We start from the raw sequence: 18,449 nt of genomic DNA on the forward strand, positions 1-18,449 counted from the left end.
GTGTTTTTTAGCTGTAAACAAGAAATGAAAAAGTCAGTTATAAGTAAAACTGAAATTAAAGATAGTATAACAGAACTTATAACCATTGACACTATAGTTTCGATTACAGAAGAGAAACAAGAAACTTTAAAATCCTTAGATGGTTTAGCAGATACTACTTTTGTTCGTTTGGCAGACTATAGTCATGATTTTGCTTATGACATGCGTTATGCAACCAATAATAATTTTTTAAAAAAACAAGTTTACGATTGTGCAGAATGTTATACTCGTGTAAAAACAGCAAAGGCGTTGTTGAAAGCAAATGCTGATTTTATGAAAAACGGTGTAAAAATCAAGTTTTTTGATTGTTATAGACCAAATGATGTGCAATATAAAATGTGGGCTATAGTTCCAAATCCGCAATACGTAGCAAACCCTAAAAAAGGCTCAATCCACAATAAAGGTGGAGCTGTTGATATTACTTTGGTTGCTCTTGATGGAAAAGAATTAGATATGGGTACCGATTTTGATTTCTTCGGAAAAAAAGCATATCACGATAATTTTGATTTGCCTGAAAACATTTTAGCGAATAGAAAACTGCTAAAAGAGACTATGGAAGCTTACGGTTTTTGGTCTATTAGAACGGAATGGTGGCATTATAATTTATCTGCAGGAAGTAATGCTAAGATTGCTAATTTTAAATGGGACTGCAACTAAAAACGTATTTGTAATGAAAAAAGTTATTTTAAATATTTTGATTATTTCTTTATACGGTTTATCTGTAAAAGCTCAAGATACCATTGTTTCATTATGGACTAATAAAATTCCTAATTATACTGCTTCAGACGAAAAAGAGATACGCAAAGAGAATGATAGGAGGGTATCTTATTCGTTCGTTCAAAATCCATTATTAGAAGTCTATTTGCCATCAAAAGGTAGTGCTACAGGTAAAGCAATGCTTATTTTTCCGGGTGGAGGTTACCATCACTTAGCTTACGACTGGGAAGGTACTGATATTGCTAAATTTTTAAATTCAAAAGGAATTGCTGGTATTGTAGTGAAATATAGGTTGCCTAATTCAAAATCATTAACTGAGAATTATAAAGTACCATTACAAGATGCGCAACGTGCTATGAGAATGGTAAGAGCTAATGCTGAAAATTGGAATATAATACCAGATGAAGTAGGAGTGATTGGCTTTTCAGCAGGTGGGCATTTAGCATCCACATTAGGTACTCATTTTAATGAAGTTGCTTATGAGCCTCAAGATGAGATAGATGATTTAACTGCGCGACCAGATTTTATGGCTTTAATTTATCCTGTAATTTCAATGCAAGATAATATTACGCATAATGGTTCTAAGAAAGCATTACTAGGTGAAAAACCTACTGATGAATTAAGAAATTATTATTCTAATGAGTTGCAAGTGCAAATTGATTCACCGCCAACATTTTTGGTTCATGCAACAGATGATAATGTGGTAGTTGTTGAAAATAGCTTGTTATTTTATTTAGCTTTACGAGAGAATAAGATTCCTGTTGAAATGCATGTATATCCAAGTGGTGGTCATGGTTTTTCATTAGCAAACTCTAATGCGATTTTAAAGCATTGGCCAGAGCAATTAAATAGGTGGATTGATAATTTAAATTATAAAGATTAGATTTTTTCACAATCTAAAACAATATAATTGTTTTCGCTATTTGTTGTAAAAAACAAATACTGATTGCCTCCATCTTTTATTTTATACTTTTTTCTAATTGTTGCAACACTGTCTGCAAAGTTTCGGGTAGTGATGTTTGCTTTGGATATTTTAAGTTTTTTAATTTCTTTCTTAGAATAAGGTATCGTATTTAAAATTTTAAATCTACGACCCGGAAAATTAATTAGTTTTTCGGAAGTGTATAAATGACTATGCTCATGTAGTTTTTTAAGTTCAAAGCTATTCCCAATAGTTTTAAAGGCTCCTGATTTTAATATTGCGCTATTGGGTTCGTAGATGTAAGAAAGTGGATCAGAGAACTTATTAACAACCTTTTTCTCTTTGTCTAAATTAAATTTAAATATCTGTTTGCCTGTTTTTGCAAAATTTATGGTTTTAATGGTGATAGCATCAGTGTAATTTTTCTCTAAAATCCATAGTAATTCTTTAACATCATTTTGGAGTGCAACCACATGAATTTCTTTTACATTTTCAAATTCTTTTATTCCAACAGAAAAATCTAAAAGCGGAGATGTCTTAATTAATAAGTTATTCGATTTTGAAAAAAGGAAGTCTAAATTATCAGGAACATTTGGCAAGCAATCAGCCATAAAAAACACCTTTTCTTTTGCGTCATTTCTTCTTGAAGGATCAATGTAGATCCAGTCAAATTTCTGATTATTTTTTTGTAAAAAATCAAGTCCATTTTCTGAATTAAATGTGGTATTATTAACACCTAAAATTTCATAATTATAAGCACCTATTTCAGATAGATTTTTGTCTATTTCACAATGGTGAATTTGATCGCATTTTTTACTAAAAAAATAGCTATCAATTCCAAATCCTCCGGTAAGGTCAATTAATGATTTTCCGTTAACTAAATTAGCTTTGTAGGTCGCAGTAATTTCAGATGAAGTCTGTTCAATGTTTAGTTTATTAGGGTAGTAAATATTTGCAGTGTTAAACCAAGTTGGTAATTTGGTATGGCACTTTTTTTTAGCTTCAAGTTGTTCAACTAACTCCTTTTGAGATACCCCATCAAAAATTGGTTTTTTAAGCAGTATTGACATTATGTCAGTATTCCATTTTTTTGATATAAAATATTGAACACCAGTTTTTAATATATTTTTATTCAAAGTAATACTATAAATTATTAGTCAGTTGTTTTACAAATGAATTTTCAGATAAAAACTCTTTTAAAATCACTTTTATTGCAGTGTAACCTGGTACAGCGACTATCATACCTACAATACCGAAAAGAAGACCTGCTATGATAATAATTAAGAATATTTCAAGCGGATGAGACTTTACGCTATTCGAAAAAATAAATGGCTGAGAGAAAAAATTATCAATCAATTGTCCGATAGCTAAACCAATTAAAACATAGCCTGCTTTTGGTAAAATAATAGTGCTGAAATCTGCACCTAAATTGGTGGTCATTGTAAGTATAATCATAAGCACAGCTCCAATGATTGGGCCAATGTATGGAATCACATTAAACAAGGCACATAGAAAGGCAATTACAATGGCGTTTTCTATCCCTACAATTAGCAGTGTGATAGTGTATATTACAAATAGAATAAACAGTTGTAAAAGTAGGCCTACAAAATACCTTGAAAGTAGATTATTAATTTTTTCAATTGAGTTAGTCATGTTTGATTCTTTTCCTTTTGGCACAAACATTAAAACTCCATTTTGCAATAAATTACTATCTTTTAAAAAGAAAAAAGATATAAATAAAACTGAAAACAAACCAATACTGGCCGTACTTAAAACTCCTAAAAAAGAGTTTAAAAAATTAGGAATAAAACCAACATTAACTCCGTCTAAAATATTTTTATCAAGACTAGATTCTTTTAATAGTTCATTCACAACATCTGGTGAAGAACTAAAATATTGAGTAACTTCAAGATATAAAGTATTAAGGTTTTCTTGTAGTTGATTAATGTCAAGCAATGATAAATTTTTACCTTGCTCTGTAATTAATGGCACAAATAAAGCAATGATTCCTGCAAAAACTCCGACCATTAATAACATAGTTATAATTACCGCTACGGTGTTTGGAACCTTGAGTTTTTTCCTCAGAAAAAAAACAATGGGTCTGCCTAATAAGGCAAAAACAGCAGCAATGCATAAATAGGCTAAAACAGACTGTATTTTGTATAAGAAGAGAAGTATTAGGACTATGGCTGTAATAATTCCTAAAGCTCTTAAAATACCGTTTGATATTGTTTTTGATGTCATTTTCTAGTGTTTAAAAACATACTGTATGATGTTGGCGCCCATTTGTAATGCTTTTTGTCTCACTTCTTCAGGGTCATTGTGTACAGTTGGGTCTTCCCATCCGTCACCTAAATCACTTTCAAAAGTAAATAGCAATACTAGTCTATTTTCTTCAAAAATGCCAAATGCTTGTGGTCTTTTGCCATCGTGTTCGTGTATTTTAGGTAAACCATCTGTAAAAGTAAATGCTTGATTAAAAATTGGATGATCAGCAGGAAGCTCTGTAAGTTCTTTATCAGGAAAAATTTTAGTAAGTTCTTTTTCTAAATAAGGTTTCATTCCGTAATTATCATCAATATGTAAAAAGCCACCTGCTAAGAGATAAGTTTTGAGGTTTTTAGTATCTTCATCAGAAAAAAACACATTTCCGTGCCCCGTCATATGAATAAATGGGTATTGAAAAATGTCATCACTATTTGGTTCTACTGTTTCGGTTTTATCATTTAGTTTAGTGTTAATATTGTTATTGCAAAACCGAATTAGATTAGGAATTGCAGTTGGGTTTGCATACCAATCACCACCGCCATTATACTTTAATATGGCAATATCTTGAGCATTAGCTGTTAAAAAAGTAATAAAAAGTAATAAAGTGGTAAGTACTTTCATGTGAAATCGACCTTTTCTATAGTTTCAAATTTAAAATATTATGAAGAATAAAGGTGTATTTTTAATTTTACTTTTGGTAGGTTTTGTGGTAACCTCTTTTAAAGTTGCAAATTTTAGTGCAAATAAATCAATTAATAAAACTGCTGATGAAGATAAAGGTTTTGTGGTTTTAGAATTGTATACATCGCAAGGCTGTTCTAGTTGCCCACCTGCTGATGCATTATTAGAAAAAGTGAAAAATCAATATGCTGAAACGGTTATTCCATTATCATACCATGTAGATTATTGGAATTATATAGGCTGGGATGATCCATTTAGTAAGGCTACTTACACTGAAAAACAAACTGCATATAATTATAAATTTAAAAATAGGAGTAACTATACACCACAGGTTGTGGTAAATGGAGCTACTCATTTTGTAGGTTCTAATAGTTTAGAAATGTATAAGAATATTAACATTTTTAAAAATAATAAACCTGATAATACTATTTTGGTGTCAAATGTAAAAACAAATGCAAATTCTATTAAATTTGAGTATAGCTTAAAAGGGGAGTTAGCTCATAAGAAAATTAGAGTGGTTTTAATTTTAGATAAAAGAGTGACTAAGGTTAAAGGTGGTGAAAACAGAAATAGAGTATTAACGAATAATAATATTGTTGTTGCAGAAAAGTATATAGTTGCTAATGCAAGCGGAGAAGCTAATATTCAAATTCCTGAAATTGTAAAAGCAAATGAAAAAATAGCATTATTGTTAATTAGTGAGAATGAACAATTAGATATTACTGGTGCTACTAAAATTAATGTTAGTAGGTAAAATAGAAATCTCTCGAGACTTATTAATCGGAGTTGATAGGTCAAAAATTGAATTGTTTTTAACCTTTTTATTTTAATTTAAAAGGTTTACGGTTGCGCAAGCAAATATTGCAGCAGTCTCGGTTCTTAATCTATTTTCACCTAAAGAAACAGGTTTGTAGTCAGTTGCTAGTGCTATTTCAATCTCAGAAGTGCTAAAGTCGCCTTCAGGGCCAATAAGAATTGTCACATTGCTATTTTTAATTAAACGTTCTTTTAAATCTACTTTTTCAGTTTCTTCGCAGTGTGCTATAAAATATTGTTGATTATTATTTTTAGCTTGATTGTTATTTTTGATAAAATCTTTAGCGGAGATAGGGTTGTTTAATTTTGGTAAATGAAACTGTAATGATTGCTTCATAGCCGACTGCAATACCTTTTGCATGCGATCTTTTTTTATAACTTTTCGTTCTGAATGGTCACAAATAATCGGCGTTATTTCGGTAATCCCAATTTCGGTGGCTTTTTCTAAAAACCACTCATAACGGTCGTTCATTTTTGTTGGTGCAACAGCTATATGTAAATTAGAATTTTTATTTGGGTGAAAAGTGCTTTTAACAATTGTAACACTGCACTTTCGTATATCTGTAGCTATAATTGTAGCTTCAAATAAAAACCCTTTTCCGTTTGTAATGTGTAAAGTGTCACCTTCTCTTTTGCGCAATACTTTTACAATATGTCTGCTTTCATCAGAAGGGAAAGTAAAATGTGATGACTTTTCTGTGATGTCAGGGTTAAAAAAAAGTTGCATATTATTTTAATTTATGTTGTGCGTGTGCTACGCCAAGTTCAATCCAATGTTGTAGTTCTTCTTCGGTTTTAAAACCTTCAGCGCTAACATATATAAACTCTTTCACTGGTTTTTTAGAAAAATCCATTGGCCTTACGTAATCTCTCTGCATAGAAATTTCCATTTCATGACTTAAAACACGAACCATTAAATCGTTATTCATTACACCAACGCTCATTTTGCCTTTGTATAAAAATACAATACCACCAAACATTTTCTTTTGTGTAATTTCATTTGACATTTCTTTCGGGAAATACGAGAAAGAAGCTTCAATACGTTTTGCTAAAAGTTGGTTGTAGGCCATTTTACGAATTTATTACGTAACGCGCTTTTGCAGTAATACTTTGGTCTGTAAATTTTTCTTCATTATATTTTAAAAGACCAACAATACCAATCATTGCGGCATTATCTGTACAGTATTCAAATTTAGGTATGTAGGTTGTCCATCCATATTTTTTTTCACCTTCTTCAAGTGCTTTTCGTATGCCTGAATTAGCTGAAACACCACCACCAATAGCAATTCGCTTTACACCGGTTTGCTTTACTGCTTTTTTTAGTTTGGTAACTAAAATATCAACAATTGTGTATTGAATAGAAGCGCAAATATCGTCTCTGTTTTCTGCTATAAAATTCGGATTCTCTTTAACATTCTTCTGAATAAAATAAAGAATACTGGTTTTTAAACCACTAAAGCTAAAATTCAAATCGCCCACTTTTGATTTAGGGAACGGAAATGCTTTTGGGTTCCCTGATTGTGCATACTTGTCAATTAATGGCCCACCAGGATAAGGTAAGCCTAAAATTTTCGCGCTTTTATCAAAAGCTTCACCAACGGCATCATCTAAAGTCTGGCCTAAAATGTCCATATTGAAATAATCTTTCACTAAAACTATTTGTGTGTGTCCACCGCTAATAGTCATGGCTAAAAAAGGAAAAGTGGGTGTTTTTGTATTTTCTTCTTCAATAAAATGAGCTAAGATATGGGCTTCCATATGGTTAACTTCAATTAATGGAATATTTAAACCAAGAGATAATGACTTGGCAAATGAGGTGCCAACTAATAATGAGCCCATAAGTCCAGGTCCGCGTGTAAAAGCTATGGCGGATAACTGTTTTTTATCGATATTTGCTTTTGCTAACGCTTGATGTACTACAGGTACAATATTTTGTTGGTGTGCTCTTGAAGCAAGTTCAGGTACAACACCACCATATTCCTCATGTATTTTTTGTGTTGCAACAACGTTACTGAGTCTCTTTCTGTTACATAAAACAGCAGCAGAAGTGTCATCACATGAAGATTCAATAGCTAAAATATAAATTGGTTTGTTTTCCATTTAATGTTGGAATAATAATTGAAGTGCAAAGATAAAACATAAAAGTCCTATCAAAAAACTGCGTAAAATATTGCTAAGAATATTACTGATAATTTTTATTATCTGTGCATTGGTAACACTTGTTTTGTCTTTACCAGTTGTACAGACAAATATTGCTAGTTACGCTACTAATAATATTAATAAAAAGTTTGGGACTAATATTTTTTTAGATAAAATTAAAATCTCATTACTTACTTGGGATGCTGATCTAAAAGGTATTTATATCCAGGATTATAAGAAGGATACACTTTTTCATGTAAATAAAATAAACACTTCTATAAAAAGTATACACAATTTAGTAAATGGTAATTTAGAGTTTGGTGATATTAATGTAGATCAGCTGAATTTTAAATTAAAAACATATAAAGACGAAACAAGTTCAAATATTAATGTTTTTGTTGGCAAATTAGATAATGGGGTTCCTAGAGACCCTAATACACCTCCTTTTTTATTAACGTCTTCAAACGTGAAAATTGAGAACAGTAATTTTAGGTTGATTAATGAGAACTTAGAAACCGTAGAATCTCTCAATTTTAAAAACTTAAATATTGATGCTGATTATTTTAAAATTGAAGGACCTGTAGTTACAGCAGATATTAAACAGCTTTCTTTTAAAAGTAAAAGAGGATTGTCTGTTGAAAGTATGTCTACAAAATACATTTATACAAAAACACAAATGCGTTTTGATTCTTTACAAATAAAGACAAAAGAATCGGAACTTAATGGTGTTGTTGTAATGGATTATGAAAGAGAAGATTTTCTTGATTTTTTAAACAAAGTCAAGTTTACTTCTGAGTTTACGGATTCAAAAGCATCTTTTGATGAAATTAATCTACTTTATGATCAATTTGGTAAAGGTAAGGAGGTTAGTTTTTCATCAAAAATAACTGGTGTTTTAAATGATCTGACTGCGTCAAATTTGTTTTTGGTTTCAGATTATACAGGTATTAGGGGTAATTTTAATTTTATAAATCTGTTTGATAGCAAGGCTCCTTTTGTTATGGATGCTGAAATTAGAGATTTAACTACCAGTTACTATCAGTTACGTAGTTTAATGCCGAATATGTTAGGTAAATCATTACCTTCTGTGTTTGAAAAATTAGGTGAGTTTACGATTAGAGGAGATGTAAGGGTAACTGAAAATACTATAAAATCTAAAGTAAATATTAATACAGCTATTGGTAGTAGTTATTCAGACCTTGAGTTAACAAATATTAGGAATATTGATAACGCTTTTTACAAAGGGTTTTTCTCGCTAATCGATTTTGATTTAGGATATTTTGTTGATAATGATAAGTTAGGTAAAACATCATTAGATTTTAATGTAGAAGGGAAAAGCTTTTTAAAGGAAAACTTAAATACTGAGGTTATTGGAGATGTATATTCGATGGACTTTAATAATTATACTTATAACAACTTAAAGGTTTCAGGGGTTTTAAAAGAACAACTTTTTGATGGTTTGTTGATTTCTAATGATGAAAATGCAAAGTTTACTTTCAAAGGATTAGCTGATTTTGAAGAAGACCAGAATAATTTCAATTTTATCGCTTCGGTAGAGCATGCAGATTTTAGAAGACTTAATTTTATAAAGGATAGCGTTTCTGTGTTTAAAGGAAATGTAAATATGGATATTACAGGGAATACTTTAGATAATATTATTGGCGATGTGAAATTTTCAAAAACTAGTTATCAAAATAAAAATGAAACGTATTATTTTGATGATTTCAAAATTTCCTCAACTTTTGAAAATGATACTATTAGGTTAATTGATATTAACTCTCCTGATATTATTACTGGATATTTGAAAGGTAATTTTAAAATTGCTGAATTAGGCAAATTGGCAGCGAATTCTGTGGGTAGCATTTATACAAATTATAAACCTTTTGAGATATCGCCTGGTCAAAGATTAGCTTTTAATTTTAAGATTTATAATAAAATTGTTGATGTGTTTTTTCCAGAAGTGAAATTTGGTGTAAATACTGCAATTAGGGGGAAAATTGTTGCTGACGAAGGTGATTTTAAATTGAATTTTAAATCACCAAATATTGAAGCTTATGGTAATGTTTTAGATAGCTTAGATGTAAAAATTGATAACAAAAATCCATTGTTTAATACTTTTATATCGGTAGCAGATTTATCTACTAATTATTACAATGTAAAAGATTTCAATTTAATAAATACTACTTTAAAAGATACTTTGTTTTTTAGAACAGAGTTTAAAGGCGGTTCAAAATTTAATGATAAATATAATTTAAACTTCTATCATACATTTAATAAAGATAAAAAATCTGTAATAGGTTTAAAAACTTCAGATATTAGTTTTAAAGGTAGTACTTGGGTGCTTAATGAAGAAGGTAATCAAAAGAATAAAGTTATTTTAAACAAAACCCTTGATAGTATTTCTATTGAAGAGATTGTAATAAATAATGGTGATGATGAGCAAGTAACATTACGTGGTCAAATTGCTGATTCTACTTATAAAGATTTAGCTTTAGAGTTTAGTAAGGTGTCATTAAATAAAGTAACGCCAGCTATTGATAGTTTACGATTAGATGGTGAAGTAAACGGAACTTTAAATATTAGACAGAATAATAATATATACAGGCCAACTTCAAATTTAAATGTAAAAGACTTTTCAATAAATACGATGCGTTTAGGCGATTTGAATTTGAATGCGTTGGGTAATAATGATTTATCTAAAATTACAGTGAATACTGCTTTAACTGATAAAGGTGTTGATAAATTAGATGTGAACGGTACTTTAGATATTAGTGGAGATGTTACTGAAACGGATTTGCTGGCTACTTTTAACGCTTTTAATTTAGAGCCTTTTAGTCCGTTGGGTCAAGATGTATTGTCAAATATTAGAGGTTTAATTTATGGTAATGCAAGAATACAAGGTAGAATTGATAACCCTGATATGTCTGGTGTGTTAACTTTAAATAATGCCGGAATAGGTATTCCGTATTTAAATGTTGACTACGGTTTTGGGTTTAATTCAAGGGTGGTGTTGGATAAACAGACTTTCGATTTTCAAAACATTCATTTAACCGATGTAGCTCATAATACAAAAGCAACTTTAAACGGAGTTATTAATCATCATTTTTTTAAAGATTGGGATTTAGATTTAAATGTTGATACTAACAAAAATCCTTTTTTAATTCTTAATACAGATTATGAAGAAGAAGTTCTTTATTATGGTAAAGGCTATTTAAAAGGTTCAGGTAGAATTTACGGCCCAACAACTGCGCTAACGATAAATGTTGTTGGGGAAACTGCAAAAGGGACCATGTTTAAAATTCCTTTGAGCGATGTTGCAAGTGTGGGTGATTATTCATTTATCAACTTTATAAATAAAAATAAATTAGAAGAAGAAGTTGAAAAAAGGGTTTTAGATAAATACGAAGGTCTTGAGCTTAATTTTGATTTAGGGATTACACCTGATGCAGAAGTAGAAATAATTGTAGATCAAAAAACTGGAAGTAATTTAAAAGGTACAGGAGTAGGGTTGGTTTTAATTGAAATTAATACCAATGGTAAATTTATAATGGAAGGGGACTTTGTTGTGGTTACGGGTGAATATCGTTATAAGTTTGGAGGTATAATTGATAAAACATTTACAGTGGTGCCAGGTGGTACAATAAACTGGTTAGGTGATCCGCTTGATGCGCAATTAAATATGCAAGCTGTTTATTCTTTAAATGCAAACCCAGCACCATTATTAGATAATACAAGTTATGCTAACAGAATAGCAACGAATGTGATTATTAACTTAAAAGAATCTCTGGAAAAGCCAAATATTGAATTTGATATTGATTTTCCTTCTGCAACATCGTTGACTAAATCTGAGTTAGAGTATAATTTGCAAGACCCTACTGTGCGTGATAATAATGCCTTTTCATTATTGGCACAAGGAAGTTTTATTAGTGCAGACGGTGGTTTAAATCAACAAGGTTTAGCAGGTAATATATTTCAATCAGCATCAGGCTTAATAAATTCGGTGTTAGAAACTAATAATGAAAATGTTGATATAGGAGTTTCATACGAGCAAGGGAGTACTGATGCAACCTATCAAACAGATAGTAAAGCTATTTTAAACTTTGCTACAAATATTAGTGACAGATTGTTGTTTACAGGTAGTTTAGGGATACCAGTTGGTGGTGGTGACGGTTTAACACAATCTACTGTAGGTGGTGATTTTGAATTGCAATACCTTATTAATGATGATGGTACTTTTAAAGGTAAAGTGTTTAATAGAGAAGATGAGTCGTTACAGTTAATTGGAGATTCACAAAGCTATAAACAAGGTGTTGGTTTATCGTATGAAGTAGATTTTAATTCGTTCAAAGAATTCAAGAAAAAAATATTTGGTAAAAAAGAGAAAATATTGACTCTAAAAGAATCAGATTCATTACGAACTCAAAGAGCAAAAGATAGCTTAATGAGAAATATACCAAACCCATAATTGCTACAAAATGGGTGAAAATTTAAGTTAATGTTAAGTCACTTTGTTACGAAAACGTTATAGAAACAAACTATTGTAAATAAAGGGAATCATCTATTATTTTAATTCAAAAAGATTGCTATTTTTGTTACATATTGAAGTAGATGAGTGCAGAAATTAATAAAATAGGTGTCTTTACATCTGGAGGAGATTCCCCAGGTATGAATGCTGCAATTAGGTCAGTAGTTCGTACATGTGCATACATGAAAATTGATTGTATTGGGATTTATAGAGGGTATCAAGGAATGATCGAAGGTGATTTTAAACCAATGGATGCTCGTAGTGTAAATAACATTATAAATAAGGGTGGTACCATTCTTAAATCAGCTAGATCTATGGAGTTCCAAACTCCAGAAGGTAGAAAAAAAGCTTACGATCAATTACAAGCAGCAGGTATAAATGCTTTAGTTGTTATTGGTGGTGATGGTAGCTTTACAGGAGCACTTATTTTTCATAAAGAATATAGTATTCCAATAATCGGAATTCCTGGTACTATTGATAACGATATTTTTGGTACAACATATACTCTAGGTTTTGATACAGCATTGAATACTGTTGTTGATGTAATTGATAAAATTAGAGATACCGCAAGTTCGCATAACCGTTTGTTTTTTATTGAAGTAATGGGGCGTGATGTTGGTCATATCGCTTTAAACGCAGGCGTAGGAGCAGGTGCTGAAGAAATTTTAATTCCTGAAGAAAATTTAGGATTAGAACGTTTATTAGAATCTTTAAAGAGAAGTAAAGAGTCAGGTAAATCTTCAAGTATTGTTGTAGTGGCTGAAGGTGATAAAACAGGTAAAAATGTTTTTGAACTTAAGGAATATGTTGAAGAGCATTTGCCAATATACGATTGTAGAGTATCGGTATTAGGGCATATGCAAAGAGGAGGTTCGCCATCATGTTTTGATAGGGTTCTTGCCAGTAGAATGGGGGTTAAGGCTGTGGAAGCTTTATTAGAAGGTAAATCAAATTTAATGGTTGGTATTCAAGATAATAAAATAACACTCACGCCAATAAGTAAGGCAATTAAAGGCCATACAAAAATAGATAAGGAGCTTATGAGGGTTTCTGATATAATGACGATATAATAATTTTAATAAATACAAATAAATAATAAGAAGATGTCAAATTTAAAAATAGGAATCAACGGATTCGGTAGAATAGGTAGATTAGTTTTTAGAACTAGTATATTAAGAGGTGATGTTGATGTAGTTGCAATAAATGATTTGTTAGATGTAGAGCATTTAGCTTACTTACTTAAGTATGATTCTGTTCATGGTAAGTTTGATGGTACTGTTGAAGTTAAAGATGGTCACTTAGTAGTAAACGGAAACACTGTTCGTATTACTGCAGAAAGAGAACCAAAAAATATTAAGTGGGATGCTGTTGGTGCTGAAATAGTAGCAGAGTGTACTGGTATATTCACAACTTTAGAAACTGCTCAATATCATATTGATGGTGGTGCTAAAAAAGTAGTTATATCTGCTCCTTCTAAAGATGCTCCAATGTTTGTAATGGGTGTTAATCATAATGAGGTTAAAGCTACAGATACAATTGTTTCTAATGCATCTTGTACAACAAATTGTTTAGCTCCTGTTGCTAAAGTATTAAATGATAAATTTGGTATTGAAGAAGCTTTAATGACTACTATACACGCGAGTACTTCTACTCAGTTTACTGTAGATTCGCCTTCTAGAAAAAACTACCGTTTAGGTCGTTCTGCTATGTTGAACATTATTCCTTCAACTACAGGTGCAGCTATCGCAGTAACTAAAGTTATTCCTGCTTTAACAGGAAAACTTACAGGTATGGCTTTTAGAGTTCCAACTGCTGATGTTTCTGTTGTTGATTTAACTGTAAGAACTAAAAAAGAAACTTCTTTAGAAGAAATAAAGAAAGCTTTCAAAGAAGCTTCAGAAGGAGAACTTAAAGGTGTTTTAGGTTATACTGACGAAAGTGTTGTTTCTCAAGATTTCGTAGGTGATGCTAGAACTAGTATTTTTGATGCAGAAGCTTGTATCGAATTAAATTCTGGTTTCTTTAAGTTAATATCTTGGTATGATAACGAAGCTGGTTTCTCTAACAAAATGTTAGATTTAACACAGCACGTTTCTAAATTATAGTATTAATTCAAAAAATCCTGTTGGCATACCTTAAATTTTAGGGCTGCTTACAGGATTTTTTTTATTCTTTTCAGTATGATATTAATTGTAGATAGTGGGGCAACTAAATCTGATTGGATTGCTCTAAATAAAGAAGGAGAAAGATTATTTCTTACCCAAACGCTAGGCTTAAGTCCTGAGGTGTTAACAAGGCCAGTTATTGAAGATAGATTGGCAAATAATTTTGAGCTTTCTAAGAATAGAGAAAGTGTAACACATTTGTTCTTTTACGGAGCAGGATGTGGGACTGAAAGAATGCAAGTTTTTTTATCAGAAATTTTCAAAGGATTCTTTCCTAATGCAGTAGCGGAAGTAAGAGAAGATACTTTTGCAGCGGTTTATGCAACTACCGAAGTTGGAGATCAAAGTATTGTTTGTATTTTAGGTACAGGATCTAACTGTAGTTATTATGATGGTAAAAATTTACACCAAAAAGTAACGTCTTTAGGGTATATACCTATGGATGATGGTAGTGGTAATTTCTTTGGCAGAAAATTAATACGTGATTACTATTTCAATAAGATACCTAAAGAGTTGGCTGAAAAATTTGCTAGTGAATATAACTTAGAGGCAGATGTTATTAAAGAGAATCTTTATAAGCAACCTAACCCTAATACCTATTTAGCAACTTTCGCACGTTTTATTGTAGAAAATAAAGAGCATCCATATTGTAAAGGAGTTATACAAAAAGGCTTTCAGCAGTTTATTAATAACTACGTAATGCAGTTTGAATTAGCTACTAAAATTCCAATTAGTTTTGTTGGTAGTATTGCTTATTACTTACGAGAAGAACTAACTAGAATTTTAGAGCGTAATGATTTAATTGTTGGAACTATAAGGCAAAAACCAATTGATGGTTTAGTTGAATTTCACCAACGAAAATTATAAGTTTATTTGATAGCTATCATGCTAATTTCAACATTTACAAATTTTGGTAAATTAGCAACCTCTACAGTTTCTCTCGCAGGAGCAATAGAAGGATTAAAATAGGTAGCATATACATCATTGATTTTTGAAAATTGATGCATATCTTTTACAAAAATTGATGACTTTATAACATCTTCAAAAGTCATTCCTGCTTCGGTAAGAATGGCTTTTAAATTTTCCATAGATTGTTTTGTTTCTTTTTGAATATCACCCTCAACTAACTCTCCTGTTTTAGGATCTATTGGAATTTGTCCAGAAATATATAAAGTATCATTTACTAAAATAGCTTGATTGTATGGGCCTATTGGAGCAGGGGCATTTGGGGTGTTAATTATTTTCTTCATTATAATGTTTTAGATTTATTATTTTGAATAAAGATAAAAGATAAAGTGATTTCTTTTAAATAAAGAAATGTGAAATTTTGTTTACTGGCTTTTCTTATCCCACTTTAAATCACTAAGTATAGAACTTGTAATTCCAATGAAGAAATCCCATCTTTCGTAGGTTCCGAAAGGTGTCCAGTTGAATTTGATGTTAAAACTGCCAAGTTCTCTTTCAAAACGTAATTGTGTTACAGAGAATCCGGAATTAGCAAAATCGTAACCTGATGATGCTCCAATTTTCCACATAGGAGTCAATTCAATATTACCAGAAAACATTAAACTGTGGCTGCTAATTTCATTTTGCCTGCTTGAATTGGAATAATTAATACTATAAGCTAAACTTAAATCCCATGGTATTTTATTCGTAAATAATGGATCATTTCTTTCTTCTTCCTCTTCTTCACCTTGTCGGTTATCGCTATCTAAAAAGTCGCTATCACCAAATAGGTCATCACTTCGCCCGCCACTTGCTGCAGCATAATCATATTTGTTAGCGCCTTCTCTTTTATCATCGTTATTATCTTTTTCAAAATCTTTACTTGAAAAGCTGTAACTGGCACTTGCTCTTGCTGTTGTTAGTCTAAATAAACTACCGCCATTATTTTTGTTAAGCGTGTTGATTCTAGTGCCATCATTGTCAATGGTGTAAGGGTCTAAGCTACCTCCGAAGTTAATACTCATTTTACTATCTAAAATACTCGTACCACCGGTAAAACTAATAGGGCTAAGTTTTAAAGAATCGGCATTAAAATTGTAGCTAGTAGAGAAATTTAAACTTTTTAAAATGGATACTTTTTTGGCTTCTGTGGCTGTTGAATCTTTATCTCGAACTTTAGCTTCTACGGTGTTTGATAATGAAAAGCTTACAGAGTTTGACTTACTAACACTTGGAGCGCCATATAAAGTACCTTCAAATCTTGAGTATTGCTCAACTTCACCATCGCTATCCAAAACAACATCCCCGTCATTATCTATTAAGTCTTCATAAAATTGATCAAACGCTGGAGTGTAGCTATAGCTAATACTTGGTGTAAGTGTATGTCTAATGGCTTGAATTTTTTTATCCTCACCAAAAGAATAAGTTCCATATAATGTTGTACCTAAGCTAGCGCTAAAATTATATTCGTAATAGCGGTCAAAACCACTTATGGTGTCAGTAACTTCTTCTTCGTAAGTTTCTTTGTTATAGGTTTGTTTGTAGGTGTCTAAGGCCCATATGTCTTGGTACGTACCTCCCGTTGTAAGACTTAAATATTTAAATATTTTAAAATTAGTGCTAATTGGTATAGAGTGGCTTGCCCCAACCAAGGCGCCGTCAAACATTTCGCCAGTTAAAAATTCATCATCATTAGTAGATAATGTGTTTGCAGCAGTAACTGAGTATTGGAAATTTATATTTTGTATTAACCCTTTTGCTGTAGCATCTCTCTTTTTAAAAGGGTAGATACGTTCCATACTTGCATTGAAAGTTGGTAATGTAATATCTATGTTGTCATCATCATCATCATCGTCATCATCATCGTCATCATCATCGTCATCGTCATCATCATCGTATGATGTAAGTTGACTCTGTGATGCTGTTAAACTCATGGTGATTGATGGATAATCAGGGAATGTTTTAGAGTATGATACAGATGAGCTTAATGTGTTATTTTGGGTATTTGCTATATCTGATGAGCTAAGTGAATTTTGATAATAATCACTACTACCTAAGTTAACAGAGGCAGAAAAAGACGAGTTTGGACTAGATTTTGCATCCTGAGAATGATTCCATTGAATATTGTAGCTTTTTGTTAAAGCATAATCGTCAAACCCTTTTTGGCTAGTTACTAAATTTTGGTATTGAAAGTTAAAGCCACCACTAAATTTATAGCGTTTTTTATAAACGGATTGTGCATATAGCCCATAACTACCATTTGTATATAAATCTGCAGTAACTTCAAGATCAGCATAATCACTAATTGGTAAATAGTATCCGATTCCTTGTAGAAAATAACCTCTTTCAGAAACATTACCAAACGTTGGGAAAATTAAGCCTCCTGATCTACCTGAACTCATTGGGAAATAGGCAAATGGTAAAAATATAGGTGTAGGAACATCAGCAATGTACATGTTGCTAAAACCTGCAATTACTTTTTCACCAGGAACAAATTTTGCTTTGTTTATTAAAATGTAATAATCCGGGTTAATGGTGTCTTTTGATGTTGTTATTTTGCCCTTTTGTAAAAAGTAAACGGAATCGTTTTCCTTCTTAGTTATATCGGCATAAATTTTCATTGCATCACTACCTAAAGAACCTAAACCAGCTTGTTGTTCCGTTCTTGAGTTCCAGATTAATGCTTTTTGTGTGTCAAAATTATACCTTATAGAATCAGGTATAACGACGTTTTCGCCTTGTTTAAAATAGGGTAGTTGGGTGTAATTACCCAGAGAGTCTTTCATTCTACCTGCATAAACTTCGTTGTTTACGTAGTCTAAAGTAATAACACCAGCTTTTAACTCTATATCTTGGTAGTATATTTCGGCTTCATCATAAAGATAGATTCTGTTATCTTTAGGGCTTAATTTTGTGTACCCTTTTGCTTTGTGCTTTATTTTATCTAATAATATGGGCTTTTTTTTGTTGAGCGAATCCATTTTTAATGAGTCAACTCGTAGCGAATCAATGTTTGTGATCTCAGTAAAATCTGTTGTTGCGGTAAGTGAGTCTACTTCGTATTTAACCGGAAAAGTAATAACCTTACCTTCTTGACTGTGTAGAAAATTGATGCTACAAAACAGTAGCATTAATAAAAGTAAATGATGTTTGTTTGATTGCAAGGCTATAAATCCTATTTTTGTACTAGTTTGTCTGGTATTTAATGACTGATTATCTAGAGGTCAAACTT

Annotated in this window: 15 protein-coding genes; 7 read left to right on the forward strand and 8 right to left on the reverse strand. The window is 31.3% G+C overall.

Translation table 11 applies throughout. The features are described from left to right. Positions 1-24 precede the first annotated feature (24 nt). Together KO500_RS09670 and KO500_RS09675 are read left to right on the forward strand one after the other, a co-directional pair. Complete coding sequence (locus tag KO500_RS09670; protein ID WP_215956339.1) at positions 25-696, forward strand: M15 family metallopeptidase; 672 nt, start codon at positions 25-27, stop codon at positions 694-696. A gap of 13 nt (positions 697-709) precedes the next feature. Continuing rightward, a complete protein-coding gene (locus KO500_RS09675; RefSeq protein ID WP_215956340.1) occupies positions 710-1,639 on the forward strand; it encodes an alpha/beta hydrolase in 930 nt (309 codons plus the stop codon). Here KO500_RS09675 and KO500_RS09680 read toward each other — a convergent pair. From KO500_RS09680 to KO500_RS09690, 3 genes are read right to left on the reverse strand one after another with little or no spacing between them, the layout of a single operon-like run. Further along, the gene (locus KO500_RS09680; RefSeq protein WP_215956341.1) at positions 1,636-2,814 is read right to left on the reverse strand and encodes a class I SAM-dependent methyltransferase; all 1,179 of its coding nucleotides are present in this window, start codon (positions 2,812-2,814) and stop codon (positions 1,636-1,638) included. The genes KO500_RS09675 and KO500_RS09680 overlap by 4 nt on opposite strands. A gap of 7 nt (positions 2,815-2,821) precedes the next feature. Continuing rightward, entirely contained in the window at positions 2,822-3,922 is a 1,101-nt protein-coding gene (locus KO500_RS09685; protein ID WP_215956342.1) for an AI-2E family transporter, read from the reverse strand. Positions 3,923-3,925: 3 nt separating this feature from the next. After that, the gene (locus KO500_RS09690; protein WP_215956343.1) at positions 3,926-4,567 is read right to left on the reverse strand and encodes a DUF4159 domain-containing protein; all 642 of its coding nucleotides are present in this window, start codon (positions 4,565-4,567) and stop codon (positions 3,926-3,928) included. Positions 4,568-4,607: 40 nt separating this feature from the next. Here KO500_RS09690 and KO500_RS09695 point away from each other — a divergent pair, with 40 nt between their 5' ends. Next, positions 4,608-5,381: a DUF1223 domain-containing protein gene (locus KO500_RS09695; protein WP_215956344.1), complete on the forward strand. Its 774-nt coding sequence runs from the start codon at positions 4,608-4,610 to the stop codon at positions 5,379-5,381. 72 nt (positions 5,382-5,453) lie between these two features. Here KO500_RS09695 and KO500_RS09700 read toward each other — a convergent pair whose 3' ends face one another. The 3 genes from KO500_RS09700 to tsaD are packed head-to-tail and all read right to left on the reverse strand — an operon-like array spanning position 5,454 to position 7,543. Then, on the reverse strand, positions 5,454-6,170 hold the full coding sequence (locus tag KO500_RS09700) for a 16S rRNA (uracil(1498)-N(3))-methyltransferase (RefSeq protein ID WP_215956345.1): 717 nt from the start codon (positions 6,168-6,170) through the stop codon (positions 5,454-5,456). Position 6,171: 1 nt separating this feature from the next. Continuing rightward, positions 6,172-6,513: a TfoX/Sxy family protein gene (locus KO500_RS09705; protein WP_215956346.1), complete on the reverse strand. Its 342-nt coding sequence runs from the start codon at positions 6,511-6,513 to the stop codon at positions 6,172-6,174. Position 6,514: 1 nt separating this feature from the next. After that, positions 6,515-7,543: a tRNA (adenosine(37)-N6)-threonylcarbamoyltransferase complex transferase subunit TsaD gene (gene tsaD / locus KO500_RS09710; RefSeq protein ID WP_215956347.1), complete on the reverse strand. Its 1,029-nt coding sequence runs from the start codon at positions 7,541-7,543 to the stop codon at positions 6,515-6,517. Positions 7,544-7,601: 58 nt separating this feature from the next. Here tsaD and KO500_RS09715 point away from each other — a divergent pair, with 58 nt between their 5' ends. From KO500_RS09715 to KO500_RS09730, 4 genes are all read left to right on the forward strand, one after another. Beyond that, positions 7,602-12,047 (forward strand): translocation/assembly module TamB domain-containing protein, encoded by a 4,446-nt coding sequence (locus KO500_RS09715; protein WP_436835711.1) that lies wholly within the window; start codon positions 7,602-7,604, stop codon positions 12,045-12,047. A gap of 143 nt (positions 12,048-12,190) precedes the next feature. Then, a complete protein-coding gene (pfkA, locus tag KO500_RS09720) occupies positions 12,191-13,177 on the forward strand; it encodes a 6-phosphofructokinase (protein ID WP_215956349.1) in 987 nt (328 codons plus the stop codon). A gap of 33 nt (positions 13,178-13,210) precedes the next feature. Beyond that, positions 13,211-14,212, forward strand: coding sequence for a type I glyceraldehyde-3-phosphate dehydrogenase (gene gap, locus KO500_RS09725; RefSeq protein ID WP_215956350.1), 1,002 nt, complete (start codon positions 13,211-13,213; stop codon positions 14,210-14,212). 75 nt (positions 14,213-14,287) lie between these two features. Then, positions 14,288-15,139: an N-acetylglucosamine kinase gene (locus KO500_RS09730; RefSeq protein ID WP_215956351.1), complete on the forward strand. Its 852-nt coding sequence runs from the start codon at positions 14,288-14,290 to the stop codon at positions 15,137-15,139. 2 nt (positions 15,140-15,141) lie between these two features. On the opposite strand, the gene KO500_RS09735 is transcribed toward KO500_RS09730, so the two are convergent. Further along, on the reverse strand, positions 15,142-15,522 hold the full coding sequence (locus KO500_RS09735; RefSeq protein WP_215956352.1) for a RidA family protein: 381 nt from the start codon (positions 15,520-15,522) through the stop codon (positions 15,142-15,144). A gap of 81 nt (positions 15,523-15,603) precedes the next feature. Beyond that, positions 15,604-18,348, reverse strand: a complete 2,745-nt coding sequence (locus tag KO500_RS09740) for a putative LPS assembly protein LptD (protein ID WP_252732471.1) — start codon at positions 18,346-18,348, stop codon at positions 15,604-15,606. Between the last annotated feature and the right edge of the window lie 101 nt (positions 18,349-18,449).

This window comes from Cellulophaga baltica (assembly GCF_018861125.1).
GTDB lineage: Bacteria > Bacteroidota > Bacteroidia > Flavobacteriales > Flavobacteriaceae > Cellulophaga > Cellulophaga baltica_A.

Excerpts from the sequence above, each read along its gene's own strand:
- KO500_RS09670 (WP_215956339.1), top strand. The coding sequence starts at position 25 with ATGAAAAAGTCAGTTATAAGTAAAACTGAAATTAAAGATAGTATAACA.
- KO500_RS09675 (WP_215956340.1), top strand. The coding sequence starts at position 710 with ATGAAAAAAGTTATTTTAAATATTTTGATTATTTCTTTATACGGTTTA.
- KO500_RS09685 (WP_215956342.1), bottom strand. The coding sequence starts at position 3,922 with ATGACATCAAAAACAATATCAAACGGTATTTTAAGAGCTTTAGGAATT.
- KO500_RS09690 (WP_215956343.1), bottom strand. The coding sequence starts at position 4,567 with ATGAAAGTACTTACCACTTTATTACTTTTTATTACTTTTTTAACAGCT.
- KO500_RS09695 (WP_215956344.1), top strand. The coding sequence starts at position 4,608 with ATGAAGAATAAAGGTGTATTTTTAATTTTACTTTTGGTAGGTTTTGTG.
- KO500_RS09700 (WP_215956345.1), bottom strand. The coding sequence starts at position 6,170 with ATGCAACTTTTTTTTAACCCTGACATCACAGAAAAGTCATCACATTTT.
- KO500_RS09705 (WP_215956346.1), bottom strand. The coding sequence starts at position 6,513 with ATGGCCTACAACCAACTTTTAGCAAAACGTATTGAAGCTTCTTTCTCG.
- tsaD (WP_215956347.1), bottom strand. The coding sequence starts at position 7,543 with ATGGAAAACAAACCAATTTATATTTTAGCTATTGAATCTTCATGTGAT.
- pfkA (WP_215956349.1), top strand. The coding sequence starts at position 12,191 with ATGAGTGCAGAAATTAATAAAATAGGTGTCTTTACATCTGGAGGAGAT.
- gap (WP_215956350.1), top strand. The coding sequence starts at position 13,211 with ATGTCAAATTTAAAAATAGGAATCAACGGATTCGGTAGAATAGGTAGA.
- KO500_RS09730 (WP_215956351.1), top strand. The coding sequence starts at position 14,288 with ATGATATTAATTGTAGATAGTGGGGCAACTAAATCTGATTGGATTGCT.
- KO500_RS09735 (WP_215956352.1), bottom strand. The coding sequence starts at position 15,522 with ATGAAGAAAATAATTAACACCCCAAATGCCCCTGCTCCAATAGGCCCA.
- KO500_RS09740 (WP_252732471.1), bottom strand. The coding sequence starts at position 18,348 with ATGCTACTGTTTTGTAGCATCAATTTTCTACACAGTCAAGAAGGTAAG.